Origin of the sequence: Psychrobacillus sp. BL-248-WT-3 (genome assembly GCF_012843435.1) — a bacterium.
Lineage (GTDB): Bacteria > Bacillota > Bacilli > Bacillales_A > Planococcaceae > Psychrobacillus.
The window spans coordinates 1-20,114 of sequence record NZ_JABAFC010000035.1; the positions used below are offsets into that span (position 1 = coordinate 1).

The window sequence follows — 20,114 nt, forward strand, 5'->3', positions numbered from 1 at the left end:
TTTTCGTAATTTTGCATAATGATCATCTCCTATAGGAAAGTTATGGTCATTTACACAAAATTTTATACGTTCTCTAAAGTAGAGCTGGATTGTCGTAAACGAGCAGGTGATTGTTGTAATCCATAGTCGGGAATAGTGTTTGATCATTGATTGTAGTAAAAAACTAGTTGATTGTCGTAAAGTAGAGCTGGATTGTAGTAAACGAGACGCGGATTGTCGTAATCCATCTCCAGGAGGAGACTCAGGACGGGAATGGTTTGAAACTATGACTTGCTATGTCAAACCCTCTGAACAGCCTGCCTAATCTTCGCTCAAACTACTACCCGTTCGCGAATCTTTATTTCTTTTGGATGACGTAGTAGCGACTTTTCGTATTATTAATGGGATATAATCTAGAGTTCCTTAATAAATAGGAAGCAGCATGCTTGTCTTTGAGATTTAAAAATTCCATGCACTCTTTGTTGGAGATTGTTTCCTTATACAAATAAAACCAGTCCTCTAATGCTTGCTGTTGCATTGTCTTTTTTAAGGTACCGCATGAGGAGCAGCTCCCTTCTACAAATTGAAAGCATTTTGCGCATAGCAGTCCTCTTTTTATCTCCTTCAAATTTAAAGGATAGATGTGAGATAGTGGTTTTGGTATAAACTCGGTGGCGTTCATTGTGAAATAATTTAGAAGATGTTTAAACTTGTTTACGGGTAGGACGTCCGGGAGAACGTTCAGTGAATTGATATGAGTTGCAATGTCGCAGCCCATGACTGCTCTTACTTGCTTGGGAGGTTGTGCAACAATAGTTTTAGTGGAAGCGAAGACGATAAAGTTTTTCAATGGAAGCTGAATTTTGAGAGAATTTAATAGTGATGTTAGCTTTTGGGCGTTGCGTATGATCTGCTGCTCAGGACATTTAAAGGCAGTGATTTCACCGTCGATTTCACGTATAAGTTGGTCCGGATTTCTTTGGAAGGAGATCTTTCCTCGAATATTTTTGATTTCGAGAATGGCAAGGTATTTCGGGGTAAGGATTATCGTATCTAATTGAAGATAACCAGAGTCGGAAATGGGAAGGTGAAGATCCTTTAAAATAGCGTAATGCTTAGAAAAGGCAATTTGCTTTAAAAAATTGTCGACAAAATTCTCACCAGCATAACCCGCTTCCAGATTGTATATGCGGTCTTCTAAATGAGGTATGAGCGGATGTTGAGTAGGTAGTCGGTGAAGGAATCGTTTGTATACTTCAATCGGCTTGGGGATGACACGGGGGTGGTCTATAGTAATCTCTCCTTTTTCTTAAAACATATCATCTACTAAAATAGAAAACAAGTATCAGGAGACAGAATTTTCCCATAAATGATATACTCAAATTAAAAAGGGGTGGAGAACAATAGAATCTTTATACCAGCTAAACTTTGCAAGAATCTATACACTAGGCAGAATCAAACAATGCCGAGAAGATGAATGGGATATAAAGCCTAAAGGATTCTCTAACACCGTTCGTTGGAATGTTGGGCACGTTTATGTACAAATGGAAATTTTGGTTCAAAAAGCTATTCCGACTTACAGTATTGTACATCCTGAATGGATACCTTTTTTTGCACCAGGCACAGATCCGGAAGATTGGCAGGAGATCCCTCCTTCAAAAGAAGAACTAGTAGTTAGTTTAAAAGACCAGTTAGACCGTGTGTTAGCACTTTTAGCACCAAAACTACAAGATTATTTAATAGATACGTTAGAGATAGGAAATCTACATAGCATGGAAACTGTAGAGGCAATTGTGCAATTTATTGTCTGGCATGAAGGCGTTCATGCAGGAATCATTCATTCGATCAATCAAGCAAATATGGAGTAACAGATGAAAATTTATATTGTGGGATCAGTAGGAAGTGGGAAAACGACCCTTGCTCGTCAGCTAGCGAATCACTATAATATTCCTCACTTTGAAACCGATAACTTTGTTTGGACCAGACGCCCTGAGGGAGACATTAGAAATTCTGTGGAAAAACGAGATGATTTACTTAAAAGTGCAATTCAATTGGAGCAGTGGGTAATCGAAGGAGTTCATATAGATTGGACGGACCCTGGTTTAGAGGCAGCCGATCATATTTTATTTCTAGATGTACCAGTAGCTATAAGACATTGGCGAATTATAAAGAGGTTTACTCGTCAGGCACTTGGATTGGAAAAGGCTAACTACCAGCCAACCTTTTCTATATTTCTAAAAATGTTTCAATGGACGAGATACTTTGAAAAACAAATGAAACCTGAATTTCTTAAGAAGTTTAATACGTATGATAAGAAAGTAGCGCTACTATCAACGAGTGATTTCCGAAAAATAATAGCATTGTTTTAAATACGCTAAAACATCAAAAAGAGATGACCCTTAGATGGTTAGGATCATCTCCTTTTCTTTAATGCTTCTAGCTCTTTAATCACTTGGTCTAATTTTTTTTCTATTTGAGAGAGCTGCAGTTTCTGATTGTTCTTAGAGTTTTTTTCAGATTTCTTTTCTTCTAAGGATTCTTGGAGGGTGATACCTTCTCCAATAGTACCAATGAGGAAACCTAATGTGATGACGACAGAGCCCAAGAAGTCCACGGTAGCGCCAAGGTTAGGTTGCTCACTAGGTTTGTCGTTGTTATTGGGAGTCATATGTTGTCTATCATCCTTTGGCTGTCTTTTCATTAGCATATGATAGCCGAGGAGGTTTGGTTATTTTTTTGTAGAGACTAACTTATGTTCGTAGGCATAAATGACAGCTTGAGTACGATCATTTACCTCCAGCTTGGACAAAATGTTGCTGACATGGGTTTTTGCTGTTTTGAGCGCAATAAATAAAGTATCGGCAATATCCTGATTTGTTTTGCCTTCGGCTATGAGAAGAAGTACCTCTAGTTCACGATCAGTCAAATCTTCATGTAATGAACGACCAGATCCTTGTCGCATGCGTAACATCATCTTGTTAGTGACCTCTGGCTCTAAAACAGCATTACCATTTAAAGTTTTACGAATTGAATCAGCAATATGTGAGGCTTTGGACGTTTTCAAGAGATAGCTGATCGCTCCTGCTTCCAAAGCAGGATACACCTTGTCGTCATCGATAAAGCTAGTGACTACCATCACTTTGGCTTCAGGCCATTTTTTAATAATTTCCCGAGTAGCCTCTGCCCCGTTCATAATAGGCATGACCATATCCATTAAAATAATGTCAGGTCGATGCTTGAGAGCCAATTCGACTGCCTCTAGTCCATTTACTGCCTCAGCTACAACCTCCATATCTGGTTGAGCTTGTAAGTAAGCTGAAACGCCGATACGGACCATCTCATGGTCATCGGCTAGCAAAATGCGAATCATTCTATTCACTCCTCCGTGGCCTTTTTAATATCTATATTTACAGGCTGGACTACTGGTCTTTCAATAGGCAGCTTCACTTCTACAATTGTTCCTTGAGAGGGAACGGATACGACTTTGCATGTAGCACCAATCTCGACGGCTCGTTCTCGAACACTTTGAATTCCATAAGAGCCATTTTTACCTTCTCCTACTTCAAACCCAACACCATTATCCTGGACACGGAAAATAGCGAGATTGTCTCTTTCAACGAAGAGAATGTCTACTTCAGTTGCTTTAGCATGTCTTAGTGTATTTGATAAGGTTTCCTGTGCGATTCGGAATAAATGATCCTCGGCGCCCTTAGACAAGGAAACCTCTTCTAATCGGTAGTGTATGGTAAAAAACACTTTCTCTTGAAGCTCCTGAAGTAACTCCTCTAAGCCTTCCTTTAAGGTTTTATTGTGTAAAGCTGCAGGGCGTAGGTGGAGAAGTAGCGCGCGCATTTCTAATTGAGCCTGCTGTACGATTTTTTCTGTTTGCATTAAGGTTTTTGGGACTTCTCCATTTTTAGATTCTTCTATTTCTACCATGGTAGATAGAAGCATGGACGCTGCAAAAAGCTGCTGGGATACGGAATCATGGAGCTCTCTAGCCAATCTTTGTCTTTCTTGGACTAGTCTTTCCTGAATAATTCTGTCCTGTGTTTCAGCCTTTTCATTTGTTATACGCTGTAATGTTTTTCGTTGGGTCAGGATTAGCTGTTCTAGTTGAGTAACAGTTGCCTGCATTCTTTTGGTCTGTGTATATTTTTTCTTGCTCGTTTCAAACGTTTCTGCAAGTAATGGTCGTAAGCTCGTTTCTATTTTCTTTTCTTGACCGCGTACCTTTTGAAGTGTGTTCAATGAAAACCCGAAGCTTATAAAAGCTAGCACAATTATTATCCACACGCCTAGAGGTATTTGTGCATATGTCTGGTTTAACAATGACCACCAATCTTCGTCATTTGGCCAGCCCCAGACAACATATAAAAGTAACACAATAATACTAACTAGATAGAAAAAGAGGGAGATTCCTTGCCCTAGAAGTATTTTCATTTTCGGATCACCTCAACATCACCAATCCATGTGGATACAGTTATGAGTAGCTCTGCTGGATGAGAAACCTCATCGAGGTAACCGTCCTTTACAAGGACAGTCTGATTCCATAGACGCTGAACTCCGCGGGAAAGAATTCGTGCTTCACCAATTACGGTAGTGTAATGTATGCGGACTGGAATCTCGTATGGAACATGTATTGTAACCTTCCCTAAAGATTGTCGAATGGAAATAAGGGAAGTGCCTTTTGGTAGCACTGTCTCAGTGACATCAATTACATAGTCTCCGTAAAAGCTTTGCACGTGAACATCCTGCCACTCATAGGCTTGAAATGGCGTTGATTGTGCTGAAAATAGCTTGTTTTGAATAATACTATTTGGCGTTTCTTCATATACCTTGCCAAACGGTTTAATCACTTGGCTGATCGGTTCGTTTTTCCAAAGCTTATAAAGGGAATAGACAAGGATAGCTACTAAAAACAATCGTAGGCTCCACATAGAAAAGATAGCTAAAATCAGAAATATAAATCCTAGCCAGAACATATATTTCGATTGCTTCCGTAAGCTAAAGTACATCATTCCTATGCCAAGAAGAACTAATATAATATTGCCGTTCCCAAATATAGTAGCTTCTATAAAAATGAGAAAAACAAAACAAATAAGAAAAAAAGCTAGCTTGTTTGTTTGGTTTTCTTTCATGCTTGTATTCTCCCTTCTTCGCATAGTAATGCATGAGAAGGAGAAGGCGTTTGCCTTCCCCTCATTGGTCCTATAAGGACAACCTTTTACTATATATTACACAATTTCAGCCTTTGGTTGTTCATTTTTTTCTAATTGTTCTAAACGTTGCTCCATAGAAGTGATTTCATGCTCTTTTTCAATTTTTTGTCCAAGGCGTTCGATATATTGTTCCATGTCTTGAAAAGTACCGAATCCTTTCTGCTTTTCTTCAGGCTTTAACAATTGATCCATTTGGTGGTGGGCACGAGTAACATTTTCTTTGCCCATGAGCTGCAGTTGGCGGACCTTCATATCCTTCACTTTGTGCTTCATCTCTTCATATTTGCGCTCTAACCCGAAAAGCTCCTCCATCGTTTGGTGAATGCTAGTCTGTAAAGTTGTTGCACGTTCGTTGTAGGCATCAACCTCTGCCTGTGCAAAGGAAATTAAATCTTCTTCACCTGAAGCAGTAGCTAGTTCTACTTGGTTTTTGCGTTTTTCAGCCATCTGTAATGTCTCAGCCAATTCTTTTTCCAGCTCTTGCTTTAATTTCCCTTGGCGCTCTAACCATTTACCGGTTTGCTCTGTTTGCTTCTCGGCTTCTCGAATGTATTGATTGAGCATAGCGATTGGATTCTTTTCTTCTTTTTTATCAAATAGTTGATGTAAATCTGCCTTAACTGAATACTTTAGTCGTTGTAGTAATGATGTCATGTTTGTTTCCTCCTTATTTATTAAGTTCGTTCCACTGTGTTTCAAAATTAACGAATGGATCATCTTTTTTTGGTATTGATAGTGAAAGCTCTTCCTTATTCCAAGTTTTCCAGATGAAGTATAAAGCTACGATTGATAAGATACCAACGAATCCTGGTATATTAGAAATCGCTGTCAATAAACCGATAATACCGACTGTTGCCCAAAAGATTTTTAGTAGGCTTGAATCGCTTTTTAAGTAGAAATGTACACCTGCAATGACGAACAATGCGGATATTCCTAATCCTAATAACGGACCAAGATTCACCAATGCTACAATTCCTGCAATTATCCCAAGTGTAACTAAACCAAATTTTTTCATATATTTGTTCCTCCTCTCGTCTGTATCTATAGCTTACCAACTCCTTATGTTTTGCTAAACGGGCTTAAACATGATTTTCTCCTCGGTCTTAAGGCTGAGAAGGAGTAAATTACGCAAATCTGCTATACTAATGGGAAAAGACAAAATGGAGAACTCAAATGAAAAAAATTGGCTTTATAACGTTAGCGATCCTTATTTATTCCGCAATTGTTTTTTATTTTGGTTGGAGTGTGTGGACATGGTTAGAAGCTTTCTTCTCAATTAATCTTGGGATTTTCATGGGGATTTGGTTTTTAGTTGCTTATGCAATTATTATTGCAAGACTTGACCACAGACTAAGAACTTTTAGTATAATAGGTTCTTATTGGCTTATAATCATGCAGTATGGAATTCTTTTATTCCCGATTGCAAGTATACTCGTGTGGATTTTCCCAGAGTATTTAAAGCTGATTGGTGGAATCGTTTTGCTAATCTTTGTTTTGATCATGTTGCTCGGAACATATAATGCCTTCTCGCCAGTAGTCCGAAAACTTACTATTACCATACCTAAAAAAGGAGCGGCAGTGGACAAGCTAAAAGTGGTGGTTGCATCTGACTTTCACCTTGGTCTGTTATCCAATAAAGTGCATTTACAAAGATTTGTAAAAAAATCAAATGAACAAAATCCAGATTTGGTATTACTAGTTGGAGATTTAGTGGACGATGACCCAATATGGTTTGTAAAAAAGGGCATGTCCGAGGTGATGAAGCAGCTTCAATCTACGTATGGTAATTATGGGGTGCTAGGAAACCATGAATACTATGGAAAGAAAATTCCATTACTTGTGGAGGAAATGGAAGCTTCCAATGTAAAGATGCTATTAGATGAAACAATCATGGTGGCAGACACGTTCTATTTGACAGGACGTGAGGACTTAACGAATAGAAACAGAAAAGAACTATCCGAATTGGCACCAAAACAAAACAATTTGCCATGGTTTGTAATGGATCATACACCGTCTAATTTACTCATCCCTGAGAGGGCGAAGGTAGACTTTCACGTGTCGGGTCATACCCATCGTGGTCAAATGTGGCCAAATCATATGTTTACCCAAAGAATTTTTGAGCTAGATTACGGGTATAGGAAAAAAGGAAATATGCATGCGATTGTATCTTCCGGATTTGGATTTTGGGGACCACCGATTCGACTAGGTAGTCAATCAGAGTTATGGTCGGTAGAGATTAAGTTAGAGGATGTGTAAGTATAATGGAAGCATGGGTTACAGACTGGATGAATCAGTTTGGATATTTTGGCGTATTTTTATTAATATTGTTAGAGAACGTATTCCCGCCGATACCTTCAGAGGTTATTTTAACGCTTGGAGGATTTATGACAACTACAACTTCGATGACCAAGGTAGGTGTTATTCTAGCAGCTACTGCGGGGTCGGTAATTGGCGCGGCAATTCTTTATGGGATTGGTCTATTACTAGATGTAGAGCGCTTAGAAAAGATTGTGAACAAGTACGGTAAATTCTTGAGACTTACTATAAAAGATATTCATAAGGCGGATGCCTGGTTTGACAAATATGGCGTTTGGGCTGTATTTTTTGGTCGACTAATTCCATTGGTGAGAAGCCTTATTTCTATTCCAGCAGGGATGTCAAATATGAAATTTTGGCTGTTCCTTCTATTTACTACACTAGGTACACTTATTTGGAACACGGTTTTAGTTTCAGTAGGTTCTGCAGTAGGTGAAAACTGGGAGGATATCGTAGGGTATATGGATATCTACTCGAACATAGTGTATGTTCTTATAGCAATAGTAGGGATTGCATTTTTAGTATGGTATTTTAAAAAACGTGACTAAGGAGATCTTATGGAAATTCTAGAATTATTTAAAGCATTAATATTAGGTTTTGTAGAAGGTATGACGGAGTTTGCTCCGGTTTCATCAACTGGTCATATGATTATCGTGGATGATATGTGGCTGCAAACAAAAGACTTTTTAGGAGAATACTCAGCTAATACATTCAAAATTGTTATTCAGCTTGGGTCAATCCTCGCTGTAGTCGTTGTCTTTTGGAAAAGATTATTGAGTTTAATAGGCTTATATAAAATAAAGGATGCGCCTAAAGGCGGACAGTTAAAGCTAACTCATGTAATTGTTGGGCTTATACCTGCTGGTGTGCTAGGTGTATTGTTTGAGGATTACATCGATGAGCATTTATTTACAACAGAGACTGTATTAATAGGATTAGTGCTAGGTGCGATCCTTATGATTGTTGCTGATAAACTTGGACCTAAACATCCAAAAACGAACACACTAGACAAGATTACATATAAGCAAGCGATTCTTGTAGGTCTTATACAATGTCTATCATTGTGGCCAGGATTTTCTCGTTCTGGTTCAACGATTTCCGGTGGCGTAATATTAGGGATGAATCATAAAACTGCAGCAGATTTTACGTTTATCATGGCTGTGCCGATTATGGCAGGGGCAAGCTTTCTATCCCTTTTGAAAAACTGGGAGTACGTGGAGATGAATCATTTTGGCTTTTATGCAGTAGGCTTTGTCAGCGCATTTGTATTTGCTTTAATATCAATTCGCTTCTTCTTGAAACTAATTGATAAAGTTAAACTAACACCGTTCGCTATTTATCGAATAGTTTTAGCAGCAGTACTAGCGGTTATTATATTTTTGTAAAGATACCAAAAAGCATTGGGGGAGTTCCCAATGCTTTTTATTATTCCTTTGGAAGAATAACAGTCACTAGTGTTCCGGTGTTTGATGATTCTACCCTTATAGTACCGTTATGTGCTTCTATAAGCTGTTTAGTAATTGCTAAACCAAGACCAGTTCCCGAAGTTTCAGAGGTAGTATTTGTTCCTCTATAGTAACGGTTAAACAAGTTGTCTAAAACTACCTTTGGAATACCAGGGCCCTCATCTCGAATCGCGAGGCAGGCTAGGCTGTCTTTTTCATAGATTTCCAAGTATATCTTAGTGCCATTAGGAGTATGTTTTACTGCATTTCCTACAAGATTATCGAGAACCCGTTCAAATAGCTTTGCATCTAAATAGACAGTAAGATCCTTATTCCCTCTAGGTTCTTGAACATCATTCCAATGACTGGCGATAACATAGGATCTTAAAAATTTTAAGAGATTTAATTTTTCTTTGTTAAGTTGAATTGCATCGTTTTTCAACTGGTAAGTATAGGTCAAATCCTCGATTAAGGCATTCATGTAAATAGACTTTTCCTGCATGGTTTTAGCAAAGTGTTGTACCTCTTCAGCCGACCAGGAGTATTCATAGGAAGCTAGCATGGTAGAATATCCATAGATTGAACTGAGAGGGGTTTTTAAATCATGAGAAAGCCCAGTAATCCAGTCCTCTCTTAGTTTTTCCGTTTCTATTATCTTCTCTTCGTTACTTTTTAATGTATTTGCTAATTTGGCTAGTGACTTATCCACTTCCTCGTATATACGGTATTTTCGTTTAAATCTACCGGATTTTGGCGAACGCAATTTTTTATCATTTGGTGATTCGTAGTCTTTTACGCTTAATTTTTCAATTCTATGTAAGAAGTAGAGCAAAGGACGACCAAATCGATATCCAAGCCAGATAGAAAAAAGAATAGTAAAAATGAACAGAAAGAGGTGGAATGCTAAAATAGAGAGCACTAGCTTTTTAATAGTGTCTACTAAGGCTGGCTCAAAGGGACGATAATTCGTATTAGGCATTCGTACAACTAGGACTTTACCATTTTGCATCGTTTCGTAAGCTGTAATTACTTTTCTTTCAAAGTAATCCTGACTATTCGTAACTATTTCCATGCTACTTAATGCTTTATGTATATCTCCATAAATGATTTCTTCTCTTATCCCACCGGAGTTGTATATTTCAACGGCTGCATCTACAGCTGAAATTTCTTTTTCTAGCTCCTCGTTCATTTGAATTTCATTATTTATGTAAAGCTTATCAAGTAACGACTCTACCGGATGGTCTTCTATGAAAATCATGAAAAGCTGGTCTGGTAACTCCCAAACAACATGATCTTTTTTCTGTATGGCAGTCCATTCAATAGAGTGTGAAGACTGTTTTTCTTGGTCAGTAGCTACAAGAATTTTGCCTACTTCGTCTACAAGGTATACATGGCCGGAGTTTTGCTTAGCTAAATTTACAAAGTCCTCAGATAATATATAACTGCCATCGTTTTGTTTTTTTATATCACTTTCTATTTCAAAGGCATCCAATGCACGAATATCCGAGATAACTTCCTTAGAAAGTAAATCGTAAATGATCAAAGCGAACATCCCAAATGTCACTAAAAATAATACAGCATAGAATACAACAAAATAAATTAAAAATCGTAGTGATAGTTTACTCGAAAGTCTCATACCTTATTTCTCCTCATTTACGAGCTTATAGCCAATCCCTCTAATCGTTACCAACTGTTGAGGATTACTAGGATTTTGTTCAATTTTCTCTCGGAGTCTCCGTATATGTACCATGATAGTGTTGTCATCTATATAGCTGTCTTCTCCCCAAATAGAAAGAAAAATTTGCTCCTTAGATAAAATCTGTCCGGCATTTTCACAAAAAAGAAGCAGTAAATGAAATAGTTTACCCGTAACAATACTTTTTTCTCCGTTTACAGTTAGCTCTGCGCTACTTTTATTCAACATAAAATTGCCGAATTTATATATCTTTTCATCAGAAAGTTTAAATCCAGAAGTATAGCGTTTCATATGTGCTTTAACTCGGGCCGCTAACTCCAATGGATTAAAAGGTTTGGTTATGTAATCATCAGCTCCATTCATAAATCCTCTTATTTTATCCGCATCGCTTTCTTTTGCTGTTAGAAAAAATATAGGAGCATTGGATTTTAAGCGAATTTGTTTAGCTAAATCAAGTCCTACTCCATCGGGAAGCATTATGTCGAGTATATATAAATCATAAAGACTAGTGGAAATATAACTACTGGCCTTCTGATAAGTTTCACAAATATCAATATGACGAAAATCTTCTCTTCTTAATATGATTTCTACCATTTCAGCGATGGCAAGCTCGTCTTCAACTATCAAAATATTAGTATCTTTCATAATTAACTCACTCCTAAAAATATTTAAGGTTTCTTTAAGGTTGGTTTCAATATATTATAAGCTTACCATTTTATACTAATTAAGAAGGCGAAAATTTTAGGAGGTTATTCATGTGCATACAAAAAGGGTACGCTTTATAGATGCTTTAAGAGGATTAAGCTTGTTGGGTATATTATTGGCCAATCTTTTAATCTTTCATTACGGTATTTGGGGAAAAGATGAAATTAGTTATTATTCTTTGTCTAATACAGATATAGGTTTATATTCTTTTCTAAAAATTGTTGTAGAAGGAAGTTTTATGCCCATTTTTACTTTTTTATTCGGGTATTCGCTAGTTAAACTAGCAGAATCTATCAAAAACAAAAATGGAAAAGTAAAAAGACACCTGTGGAGACGTTTTTTACTGCTTTTTACATTAGGTTTATTACATTCGACTTACTTGTGGGAAGGAGATATTTTGGCCTTTTACGGAATGATGGGGATCTTCCTATTAATCTTTCTTAATAGAAAAAAGAAAACGTTAATCATTTGGGGAGTGGTTCTATTCATATTGACTGGGGCAGCCGGTTACGGTGTAGTAGAACAATCAATAGAGGAAGAGAAAAGAATGTCTGACTACATAGAAAAAACATACGATATCTACAAAAGCGGTTCTTATGAAGAAATAAAGAATCATCGAAATAATGAGAGCCCCTTGTTTACGGACGATGACTTGGAAACGGCCTTCTTAATACTGTTTATGCTGTTATTTGCACCTCTTTTGACCTCTCCAATGTTTTTGTTCGGAATGGCAGCTGCAAAAGGTGGGTTATTTCAACATATGGAACAGGAGGAGAAGTGGTATAAGCTTAGTATGGCACTATTACCGATAGGACTTTTGCTAAAATCAGTAGCTATACTTGGGGATGAGTCCAATTGGACGGGCATTTTTCAGCATCTAGGAGCACAGTTTCTTTCCATAGCTTACATTGGTACATTTGCTTTTCTATTTATAAAGTTTTCTGCGAGCAAAGTATTCCTTGGTTTAGAGAGTGCAGGGAAGCTTTCCTTAACTAATTATATTTCACAAAGCGTAGTATGTACCTTTGTCTTCTATGGATACGGCTTAGGTCAGTTTGGAACATTGGGAATGCTAAACAGTCTTTTTCTTGTTCTTATACTTTTTGTATTTCAGTGCATAAGCAGCTATTTTTATCTAAAAAGATTTAAACGAGGTCCTTTAGAGATGATTATTAGAATGGGAACAAATCTATCCTGGAGAGGAAATTTAAAAGCGAAAAAGCAGAAGATAAAGGTAGAAAAAGTGCTCGAATAATAATAAGAAGTTAAGGTTTTGGATTACGGCTCCAAAACGAATAAATTAGAGCGAACTTATAATTGCTAAACAGAAATTGCAAATTAATTAAATCCTGTAAAAGGTTTATCGTATTGTTTTAGTGATAGTACTAGCAGTTATTATATTTTATAAATTATAGAGATGACTTCTTTCACAGGGGTCATCCTTTTGTTTTTGGCTACGTTAAAATTAATGGTTTTCTGTCTTTTTCATTAAAGATACCCGTTAATAATGCATTTAAAATAATACATCTTGACAGTACGGTCAAACATGATAAAATTCTAGTAACTTTAGCGATTGAAAGCGTTGAATCGCGAAAGTGGAATATATTCGAGTGATTGTCCTAGTAATCTGCATGTACCCAGCAAAAAGAGACTGAACGGTTGGTGAAAGTTCAGGTAAACATGATAGATGAATTACAACAATCAAGTAAACTCGGTTTAATGAAGTGGTTGAACATACACAATGTTCGACAAATAGGGTGGTACCGCGGAGATATCCTTCGTCCCTAGCTATAGGGATTGGAAGGTTTTTTTTCATTCCTAAAAACTATTATTAGGAGGATATACAATGTTTCGTATTCGTTCCACAATCTCCCCCTCATTTTCGGAGGCGGCGCTACTTAGTACTATGATTATCGCTATAATGGCGCTTTGTATCATAAAATTTGATTCAGTTCCTCATATGCCTATCTTACTGGCAATTCTATTACTCATAACTTATGGTCTTATGAAGAAAGTACCTTACAAAAAACTAGAAGAAGGACTAACAGATGGTGCCAAAGCGGGTCTTGGGGCAATTTTCATTTTTTTCTTTATTGGTATATTAATTAGTAGCTTAATGATGAGCGGGACGATTCCAACACTTATTCACTTAGGCTTTCAATTTATTACACCACACTTTTTTTATGCTATTGTATTTCTAGTCACTTGTATCGTTGGTTTATCGATAGGAAGTTCCTTAACAACTGTAGCTACAATTGGAGTTGCTTTTATTGGGATGGCTAGTGCTATGGATATCTCTCTAGCTATTACAGCTGGAGCAATTGTTTCTGGAGCTTTTTTCGGAGATAAAATGTCTCCACTGTCAGATACTACAAATCTTGCATCTGCTATCGTTCAGGTAGATTTATTTGAACATATTCGGAATATGGGATGGACAACGATACCAGCATTCATTATTTCGCTAATTGGATATGGAATTTTATCGCCAAACAAAGAATTACAACAGCTCGAGCAACTAAATGAATTTCAAGCCGGACTACTCCAAACAGGGATGATTCATTGGTATACACTGATCCCCCTTGTTTTACTCGTTATACTTTCCATTAAGAAAGTGCCTGCTATATTATCGCTGGCTTTCACATCAGTTGTTGCTATACTTATTTCCTATTTCCATCACTCTTTTAGTTTTGGGGAAGTATTAAATATACTATTTTACGGTTTTACTTCTAGCACGGGTATGGAAGCGATTGACTCCTTACTTTCTAGGGGAGGCATTAATAGCATGATGTTTACGATTGGGCTTGTTCTACTTGCGCTAAGTATGGGTGGGCTTTTGTTTACGCTGGGGATCGTGCAAAGCTTACTGATGAAAGTGGAAAGCTCGCTAAGGAAGGTGAGTTCTGTTGTTGCAGCAACTGCATTTACCGCAATTGGGGTTAATACACTTATCGGAGAGCAGTACTTATCGATTTTATTGACTGGAGAAGCATTCCAAGCACAATTTAAAAAAGTTGGCTTGGCCAATAAAAACTTAGCACGCGTAATGGAAGATGCTGGTACGGTTGTAAACCCCCTTGTACCATGGAGTGTATGTGGGATTTTCATTACGAATGTATTAGCTGTTACAACACTCGAGTACTTACCATTCGCATTTTTCTGTCTGCTTAGCCCGATCCTGACTATATTATTTGGGTTTACTGGAAAAACATTGACTTATATCGAAGAAAAATAGTTTTACAGTAAATCCCCATTACTACTTTTATTTAGTAATGGGGATTTACTGTAGTTACGGGCTGACTTGTTTTTTAATGAATAAATGTATTATGAACTCTTTGAGATTCATTGAAATAATTCGCCCATATAAATGTCAAAATAAATGACATCATAGACACTGCAGCGAATTCAAACCGTTCCTCATGATTCACTCCATATAATAGATTTGATATGTAAACAAATGCAAAGCCGAAAACAAATTTACACGCAGCAGTGGCAATATAATAAAGGATCATATGCTTTGGTAATGACCTTTTTTTCTTGAAAAAGTGAAAAATAAGGATTGTTGAGATGACTATTGTTAAAAGTAAAATAAGGGAGTAGACTACTATGGTTACACTTATGAAGATTTGCTGTCCTTTAGATACATCTAATTCAATCATCGTCACCCAAATGTTATTCGTAAGGTAGGTTATTATGTGGCTGAAAAATCTAAGTAAATAGTGAAACGGTGCATATAGCAGACCAATCAAGGGCAGAATGAGCCAACCATTGATTCCTGAGGGTCCATTATGTGGTTGGACAGATACATTAGTAACAGTCATTGAGAACTACCTCCTATCGTATGTTTACTTTACAAATGTATTCTTTACTCTCTTGGATTTACTAAAATAAGTAATCCAAATCGAGGTACTTATCATAGCCCGTATTACATTAAACATATAGTATTGGGATGTTAAAGGATCAGATCCAAACACATTCTCTATGATTTGCAAATTTATATAGCCAATGAGAATATCTATTATTAGCATGATGGTAAGGCAGGTAATCATTACCTTAGGGAAAAACGTTTTCTTTTTAAAGAAAAGTATGAGTAATACTATTACTGTAGATATTTGAGCAATACAAATGATGAGGTCTGTTATTACAAATGGTCCAAATAAAGGATGATAATATTCTCCACTCTTACTAGCTATACTCTCCCAACCTTCAGCCGTCAAAAAAGGGAAAACATCTATCATGAGATAGGCAATAATAACAAACGGTGAGGTAATTAGCCCGATAAGTGGAAGTATTAGCCAGCCCCCTATACCAACAGGTCCGTGTGGTAATAAGTCCTTAGATGTCAACCTAGTGGAATTGCTTGTAATCATATTTATAACCTCCTAAATTTAAGATATTTTACCATTTTTATAGGTCGCTACAATTATAATATACAGAAAATATTGGATTCGCAATTTTGTAACTGAGTTATTCTGAAAATAAGATGTAAGACCTAACTCATAGTCTTTTTACCTATGTACAAGTTTAAACACAATATGTTAGGGTATATAAGTAAACAAAACACAATATATAGTATATAAACGATGAAAAGGTACCATTATGGTTTAAAAGGGAATTCGGTGAGAAACCGAAGCTGTCCCCGCAACTGTAAGTGCGGACAACTGTTGATTAAGCCACTGCGAAGTTTCGTGGGAAGGCCAATGGGAGGAAGATGCACGAGCCAGTAGACCTGCCTTTTTGTCGATGAAGCAACACTTTCTTCGGGGGTTGAGAGGTGGGGGCGAGAGACTCTATCTTAAAACGAACGATATGTCTTGTTGTTTCCTACTTTAAAATCATGAGCGATGACTCAGCCGAAGAGGCTAGAGGCATCGCTTTTTTGTATATAAAAGAATAGGGAGGAATTTAAATTGGCAATTATTACGAATACAGAAAAACAGCAGGTATTACAGCAGTTAATAGTAGAATTTGGTGAAGAAAAGATAGCGCCCTTAGTTAAGTCGCATCACAAGTGGTTACAAAAACACCCAGAAGGTACGATTGCTGCTTGGTCTAAAGCTATGTCTCTAGAGGCACTAAGCTTTTTAGATGAACAGGAGCCATTTTGGACATTTGTGGCTGCACGTATTTATTTAGCAGAAGTATATTCGCAGCAAGCAGAACGGAGAGGTACCACTGCTGATGCCGTCTATACAAAATTTGCAGAGAACGTACGGATCCTTTCTAAAAAGGGAATATATAATCCCTCTATTATGGAAAGCTATTCGAATGAGGAGTTAGAGCAGCTAGGAAATCTCCTTGTCGCCAAAAGAGATTCCCTATTTACCTACATAGCCTTAAAAACTCTTTTAGATCGCTATGTAGCGAAGGATTTTAATAAGGATATTGTAGAGTTGCCACAAGAGCGCTGGCTTGTTATAGCTATGACACTTATGAAGGACGAAAAAGAAAACCGTCTTGAAAAAATAAAAGAAGCTTATTGGGCAATGAGCAATTTATATATGACGGTTGCAACTCCAACTTTATCTAATGCTGGGAAGCCACATGGACAGCTCTCTAGCTGCTTTATTGACACTGTGGATGATAGTCTGCAAGGTATTTACGACAGTAATACAGACGTAGCCACTCTATCTAAATTTGGAGGGGGTATCGGTGTATACATGGGGAAGGTGCGTAGCCGTGGCTCTTCTATACGAGGATTCGTGGGAGCATCTAGTGGAGTTCTACCTTGGATTAAACAGTTGAATAATACGGCAGTCAGCGTCGATCAGCTTGGACAACGACAAGGGGCCGTAGCTGTTTATTTGGATGCTTGGCATAAGGACATTTTTACGTTTTTAGATCTACGCCTGAACAATGGAGATGATCGCCTTCGAGCGCATGATATTTTCACAGGTATATGCTTGCCGGATTTATTCATGGAGAGGGTTGATGCAAGAGAGGAATGGCATTTGTTTGATCCGCATGAGGTTCGTCAGGTAATGGGTTATTCTTTGGAGGATTTCTATGATGAAAAAAGAGGAGAAGGATCATTCCGGGAAAAATACGAGGAATGTGTGAATGACCAACGCCTATCGCGAGAAACTGTACAAGCAATCGACTTGATGAAAAGAATTATGCGTTCTCAGTTAGAGACAGGGGTACCATATATGTTTTACCGAGATGAAGTAAATCGTAGCAACCCAAATAAGCATGAGGGAATGGTCTATAGTAGTAACCTCTGTACAGAAATTTTTCAAAATCAGAGCGCAACAACGTTTGAATCGATCCAGTTAGAGGATGATGTCATTGTCACTCGTAGAAAACCTGGGGACTTTGTTGTTTGTAACTTATCCTCTATTAACTTGGGGAAGGCAGTACCAGCAAATGTATTAGAAAGACTGATAAATATTCAAGTACGCATGCTAGATAATGTCATCGATTTAAATATGATACCTGTACCACAGGCAGAGCGCACAAATGCAAGGTATCGAGGTATTGGCCTTGGAACATTCGGATGGCATCATTTACTCGCACTTAAGCAGATTCGTTGGGAGTCAGAGGAAGCGGTTGAACTTGCGGATAAACTATATGAAAAAATTGCCTTTTTAACTATTCAGGCATCCGCAAGTCTTGCTAAGGAAAAGGGTGCTTATCCTTTATTCGAAGGTTCAGAATGGCAAACCGGTGCTTATTTTGAAAAGCGTCAGTATGAAGGAGACGAATGGAATAAGCTTCGCAGGAAGGTCGCAGAAGTAGGCCTTCGAAATGGCTATTTAATGGCAGTTGCTCCAAATTCATCTACGTCAATTTTGGCGGGAAGTACCGCTAGTATTGACCCAATTTTTCAAAAGACTTACGCAGAGGAGAAGAAGGATTATAAAATTCCTGTTACAGTGCCAGATTTAAATTCAGAGACTACGTGGTTTTATAAGTCTGCTTATTTCATTGATCAGCATTGGACGGTGAAGCAAAACGCTGCACGCCAGCGACATATTGACCAGGGGGTCTCCTTAAATTTATATGTACAAAACACGATAAAGGCAAAGGAATTACTTTCGTTACATTTAGAAGCTTGGAAAAGTGGGCTAAAAACGACTTATTACGTACGTTCCACCTCGATAGAACTTATCGAATGTGAGTCCTGTTCGAGCTGATGAAGGCAATTATATGTTATTTGAGCTATAGCGGAAATACTGAAGAAATAGCAGAGCTTTTACAAAATCAGCTGGAGAATTCCGAGTATCAGGTAGAGATATATTGTATCGGTATCGGAGTCCTACCAGATTTACAACTATATGACCTAGTATTTCTAGGGACTTTCACCTGGGATCAGGGGGGTATTCCAGATGAAATGAAGGATTTTTTAAGAGACTTAGGATATCGACCAGAAAATAGTTATATATTTGGCTCTGGCGATACTCAATTTGGTGGAGACGAGCTATTTTGCGGGGCAGTGGATAAACTAGTTTGCTATTGTAACAGTTCCTACCAAGGCTTAAAAATTGAACAGTCACCAAGAGGAAGCCAAGAGAAAATTGTCACTAAATGGCTAGAGGGAGTATTAAATCATGCAAAAGGCAAAAACATTAGAACCAAGAAATCCAAACAAATCAACAGGAATATTTAATGGGCAATCAAGCGGTATACTGAATTGGAATGATATTGCGTATCCACATTGGCATAAGATGTACAAGCGTCTGCTAGGGAACTACTGGCAAGCTGATGAAGTTAATATGTCTAATGACATAAAGCAATTTGGTAGCTTGAGTGAATCGGAGCAGGATGCATACTTAAAAATTATTGGACTGCTAGCGACATTAGATGCACCTCAAACTCGTACAGCTCTATTGCTTTCGCTATATGCAACAGATCCATCGGTACAATCCATTATGGCGGTCATTGCACAGCAAGAAGCCGTACATAATGAAAGCTATTCCTATGTTTTATCATCCATTGTATCGCTGGATAAGCAAAACAAGGCATTTGATTTTGGCAGAACCGATGAAGTGCTAATTAAGCGCAATCAAAACATTGCCAAGTACTACAATGAATTTGTAGAGAACCCAACGACGGAAAACATATTAAAGACGCTTACTTATACAACATTATTGGAAGGGCTATTTTTCTATTCTGGCTTTGCCTTCTTTTATAATCTTGCTCGTTATAACAAAATGGTAGGTACTTCTACGATGATTAGCTACATCAACCGAGATGAGCTAGAGCATGGGCGATTTATATCAGAGTTATTCAGAGCAACGCTAGCTGAAAATCCAGAGCTAAATAACGATGAATTTATAGGGTGGGTCTATGAGCAATTTAAAGAATCTGTCCAACTAGAAATAGAATGGTCCAATTATGTACTACATGATATCGATGGAATCGATAGAGAAGATATGCAAGGGTATATTAAATACCGCGCCAATAAAATGCTACGACTAATTGGGCTAAATGAGATTTATCCTGAGTATGTAGAAAATCCAATGAAATGGATTCGAGCATACGCAGACAACATAGACGGCACTAAAACAGATTTCTTCGAACAAAAGTCTCGCCAGTATGTAAAGGTGAATGCAATAGACAACGGTTTTGATGATCTATAATATAGAAGAAATACCAACCTGTTAGAGTAATGTAAGTTAATAGCTTAAAATCTTAGGTAAATACCATGGACCAAGTGTTCATGGTATTTTATTATATAAATTAAAATATGAAGGATCCAATGCACCTAAGTCAGTTGTATATTAAAGGATTAATATTGTTATGATAGAAAGT

21 protein-coding genes and 1 riboswitch are annotated in these 20,114 nt (G+C 37.5%); of the genes, 10 read left to right on the plus strand and 11 right to left on the minus strand.

The window, feature by feature from the left end; translation table 11 throughout:
• Positions 1-337: 337 nt before the first annotated feature.
• Positions 338-1,276 (minus strand): nuclease-related domain-containing protein, encoded by a 939-nt coding sequence (locus tag HF876_RS15050; protein ID WP_346764091.1) that lies wholly within the window; start codon positions 1,274-1,276, stop codon positions 338-340.
• A gap of 106 nt (positions 1,277-1,382) precedes the next feature.
• On the opposite strand from HF876_RS15050, the gene HF876_RS15055 reads away from it, so the two are divergent.
• Positions 1,383-1,847: a DinB family protein gene (locus tag HF876_RS15055; protein ID WP_169360918.1), complete on the plus strand. Its 465-nt coding sequence runs from the start codon at positions 1,383-1,385 to the stop codon at positions 1,845-1,847.
• A gap of 3 nt (positions 1,848-1,850) precedes the next feature.
• The gene (locus tag HF876_RS15060; protein WP_169360875.1) at positions 1,851-2,348 is read left to right on the plus strand and encodes a P-loop NTPase family protein; all 498 of its coding nucleotides are present in this window, start codon (positions 1,851-1,853) and stop codon (positions 2,346-2,348) included.
• A 44-nt stretch (positions 2,349-2,392) separates the two neighbouring features.
• Here the strand turns inward: HF876_RS15060 and HF876_RS15065 are convergent, their stop codons facing one another.
• From HF876_RS15065 to HF876_RS15090, 6 genes are all read right to left on the minus strand, one after another.
• A complete protein-coding gene (locus tag HF876_RS15065) occupies positions 2,393-2,647 on the minus strand; it encodes a hypothetical protein (RefSeq protein WP_169360876.1) in 255 nt (84 codons plus the stop codon).
• A gap of 60 nt (positions 2,648-2,707) precedes the next feature.
• On the minus strand, positions 2,708-3,349 hold the full coding sequence (locus HF876_RS15070; RefSeq protein ID WP_169360877.1) for a response regulator transcription factor: 642 nt from the start codon (positions 3,347-3,349) through the stop codon (positions 2,708-2,710).
• 5 nt (positions 3,350-3,354) lie between these two features.
• Positions 3,355-4,422: a sensor histidine kinase gene (locus HF876_RS15075; RefSeq protein ID WP_169360878.1), complete on the minus strand. Its 1,068-nt coding sequence runs from the start codon at positions 4,420-4,422 to the stop codon at positions 3,355-3,357.
• Positions 4,419-5,120 carry a cell wall-active antibiotics response protein LiaF gene (gene liaF, locus HF876_RS15080; protein WP_169360879.1) on the minus strand — a complete coding sequence of 234 codons (702 nt, stop codon included), beginning with the start codon at positions 5,118-5,120 and terminating at the stop codon, positions 4,419-4,421. The genes HF876_RS15075 and liaF overlap by 4 nt, the downstream gene beginning before the upstream one ends.
• A 96-nt stretch (positions 5,121-5,216) precedes the next feature.
• Positions 5,217-5,855: a PspA/IM30 family protein gene (locus tag HF876_RS15085; protein WP_169360880.1), complete on the minus strand. Its 639-nt coding sequence runs from the start codon at positions 5,853-5,855 to the stop codon at positions 5,217-5,219.
• Between the two features lie 13 nt (positions 5,856-5,868).
• Positions 5,869-6,216: a lmo0954 family membrane protein gene (locus HF876_RS15090; protein ID WP_169360881.1), complete on the minus strand. Its 348-nt coding sequence runs from the start codon at positions 6,214-6,216 to the stop codon at positions 5,869-5,871.
• 158 nt (positions 6,217-6,374) lie between these two features.
• Between HF876_RS15090 and HF876_RS15095 the strand changes: the two genes are divergently transcribed.
• Genes HF876_RS15095 through HF876_RS15105 form a run of 3 tightly spaced genes read left to right on the plus strand, consistent with a single transcriptional unit; the run spans position 6,375 to position 8,902 of the window.
• Positions 6,375-7,457 (plus strand): metallophosphoesterase, encoded by a 1,083-nt coding sequence (locus HF876_RS15095; RefSeq protein ID WP_169360882.1) that lies wholly within the window; start codon positions 6,375-6,377, stop codon positions 7,455-7,457.
• A gap of 5 nt (positions 7,458-7,462) precedes the next feature.
• Entirely contained in the window at positions 7,463-8,065 is a 603-nt protein-coding gene (locus HF876_RS15100) for a DedA family protein (RefSeq protein ID WP_169360883.1), read from the plus strand.
• Between the two features lie 9 nt (positions 8,066-8,074).
• Positions 8,075-8,902 (plus strand): undecaprenyl-diphosphate phosphatase, encoded by an 828-nt coding sequence (locus HF876_RS15105; RefSeq protein ID WP_169360884.1) that lies wholly within the window; start codon positions 8,075-8,077, stop codon positions 8,900-8,902.
• Between the two features lie 40 nt (positions 8,903-8,942).
• Here the strand turns inward: HF876_RS15105 and HF876_RS15110 are convergent, their stop codons facing one another.
• Together HF876_RS15110 and HF876_RS15115 are read right to left on the minus strand one after the other, a co-directional pair.
• A complete protein-coding gene (locus HF876_RS15110) occupies positions 8,943-10,598 on the minus strand; it encodes a sensor histidine kinase (RefSeq protein WP_169360885.1) in 1,656 nt (551 codons plus the stop codon).
• 3 nt (positions 10,599-10,601) lie between these two features.
• Positions 10,602-11,303: a response regulator transcription factor gene (locus HF876_RS15115; RefSeq protein WP_169360886.1), complete on the minus strand. Its 702-nt coding sequence runs from the start codon at positions 11,301-11,303 to the stop codon at positions 10,602-10,604.
• Positions 11,304-11,415: 112 nt separating this feature from the next.
• Here HF876_RS15115 and HF876_RS15120 point away from each other — a divergent pair, with 112 nt between their 5' ends.
• Positions 11,416-12,618 carry a DUF418 domain-containing protein gene (locus tag HF876_RS15120; RefSeq protein ID WP_169360887.1) on the plus strand — a complete coding sequence of 401 codons (1,203 nt, stop codon included), beginning with the start codon at positions 11,416-11,418 and terminating at the stop codon, positions 12,616-12,618.
• A 591-nt stretch (positions 12,619-13,209) separates the two neighbouring features.
• The gene (gene nhaC / locus HF876_RS15125) at positions 13,210-14,595 is read left to right on the plus strand and encodes a Na+/H+ antiporter NhaC (RefSeq protein ID WP_169360888.1); all 1,386 of its coding nucleotides are present in this window, start codon (positions 13,210-13,212) and stop codon (positions 14,593-14,595) included.
• A gap of 73 nt (positions 14,596-14,668) precedes the next feature.
• Here the strand turns inward: nhaC and HF876_RS15130 are convergent, their stop codons facing one another.
• Together HF876_RS15130 and HF876_RS15135 are read right to left on the minus strand one after the other, a co-directional pair.
• A complete protein-coding gene (locus HF876_RS15130; RefSeq protein ID WP_169360889.1) occupies positions 14,669-15,181 on the minus strand; it encodes a DUF2569 domain-containing protein in 513 nt (170 codons plus the stop codon).
• Positions 15,182-15,205: 24 nt separating this feature from the next.
• Entirely contained in the window at positions 15,206-15,730 is a 525-nt protein-coding gene (locus HF876_RS15135; protein ID WP_169360890.1) for a DUF2569 family protein, read from the minus strand.
• A gap of 202 nt (positions 15,731-15,932) precedes the next feature.
• Positions 15,933-16,111: riboswitch (cobalamin riboswitch) on the plus strand.
• 165 nt (positions 16,112-16,276) lie between these two features.
• Between HF876_RS15135 and HF876_RS15140 the strand changes: the two genes are divergently transcribed.
• The 3 genes from HF876_RS15140 to HF876_RS15150 are packed head-to-tail and all read left to right on the plus strand — an operon-like array spanning position 16,277 to position 19,942.
• The gene (locus HF876_RS15140) at positions 16,277-18,496 is read left to right on the plus strand and encodes a ribonucleoside-diphosphate reductase subunit alpha (RefSeq protein WP_346764092.1); all 2,220 of its coding nucleotides are present in this window, start codon (positions 16,277-16,279) and stop codon (positions 18,494-18,496) included.
• Positions 18,496-18,969 carry a flavodoxin gene (locus tag HF876_RS15145; protein ID WP_169360892.1) on the plus strand — a complete coding sequence of 158 codons (474 nt, stop codon included), beginning with the start codon at positions 18,496-18,498 and terminating at the stop codon, positions 18,967-18,969. The genes HF876_RS15140 and HF876_RS15145 overlap by 1 nt, the downstream gene beginning before the upstream one ends.
• The gene (locus HF876_RS15150) at positions 18,911-19,942 is read left to right on the plus strand and encodes a ribonucleotide-diphosphate reductase subunit beta (RefSeq protein WP_169360893.1); all 1,032 of its coding nucleotides are present in this window, start codon (positions 18,911-18,913) and stop codon (positions 19,940-19,942) included. Before HF876_RS15145 ends, HF876_RS15150 begins: the two co-directional genes overlap by 59 nt.
• Positions 19,943-20,114: the final 172 nt, after the last annotated feature.

Excerpts from the sequence above, each read along its gene's own strand:
- HF876_RS15085 (WP_169360880.1), bottom strand. The coding sequence starts at position 5,855 with ATGACATCATTACTACAACGACTAAAGTATTCAGTTAAGGCAGATTTA.
- HF876_RS15100 (WP_169360883.1), top strand. The coding sequence starts at position 7,463 with ATGGAAGCATGGGTTACAGACTGGATGAATCAGTTTGGATATTTTGGC.
- HF876_RS15065 (WP_169360876.1), bottom strand. The coding sequence starts at position 2,647 with ATGACTCCCAATAACAACGACAAACCTAGTGAGCAACCTAACCTTGGC.
- HF876_RS15060 (WP_169360875.1), top strand. The coding sequence starts at position 1,851 with ATGAAAATTTATATTGTGGGATCAGTAGGAAGTGGGAAAACGACCCTT.
- HF876_RS15105 (WP_169360884.1), top strand. The coding sequence starts at position 8,075 with ATGGAAATTCTAGAATTATTTAAAGCATTAATATTAGGTTTTGTAGAA.
- HF876_RS15150 (WP_169360893.1), top strand. The coding sequence starts at position 18,911 with ATGCAAAAGGCAAAAACATTAGAACCAAGAAATCCAAACAAATCAACA.
- HF876_RS15115 (WP_169360886.1), bottom strand. The coding sequence starts at position 11,303 with ATGAAAGATACTAATATTTTGATAGTTGAAGACGAGCTTGCCATCGCT.
- nhaC (WP_169360888.1), top strand. The coding sequence starts at position 13,210 with ATGTTTCGTATTCGTTCCACAATCTCCCCCTCATTTTCGGAGGCGGCG.
- HF876_RS15090 (WP_169360881.1), bottom strand. The coding sequence starts at position 6,216 with ATGAAAAAATTTGGTTTAGTTACACTTGGGATAATTGCAGGAATTGTA.
- liaF (WP_169360879.1), bottom strand. The coding sequence starts at position 5,120 with ATGAAAGAAAACCAAACAAACAAGCTAGCTTTTTTTCTTATTTGTTTT.
- HF876_RS15145 (WP_169360892.1), top strand. The coding sequence starts at position 18,496 with ATGAAGGCAATTATATGTTATTTGAGCTATAGCGGAAATACTGAAGAA.
- HF876_RS15075 (WP_169360878.1), bottom strand. The coding sequence starts at position 4,422 with ATGAAAATACTTCTAGGGCAAGGAATCTCCCTCTTTTTCTATCTAGTT.
- HF876_RS15070 (WP_169360877.1), bottom strand. The coding sequence starts at position 3,349 with ATGATTCGCATTTTGCTAGCCGATGACCATGAGATGGTCCGTATCGGC.
- HF876_RS15095 (WP_169360882.1), top strand. The coding sequence starts at position 6,375 with ATGAAAAAAATTGGCTTTATAACGTTAGCGATCCTTATTTATTCCGCA.
- HF876_RS15130 (WP_169360889.1), bottom strand. The coding sequence starts at position 15,181 with ATGACTGTTACTAATGTATCTGTCCAACCACATAATGGACCCTCAGGA.
- HF876_RS15135 (WP_169360890.1), bottom strand. The coding sequence starts at position 15,730 with ATGATTACAAGCAATTCCACTAGGTTGACATCTAAGGACTTATTACCA.
- HF876_RS15110 (WP_169360885.1), bottom strand. The coding sequence starts at position 10,598 with ATGAGACTTTCGAGTAAACTATCACTACGATTTTTAATTTATTTTGTT.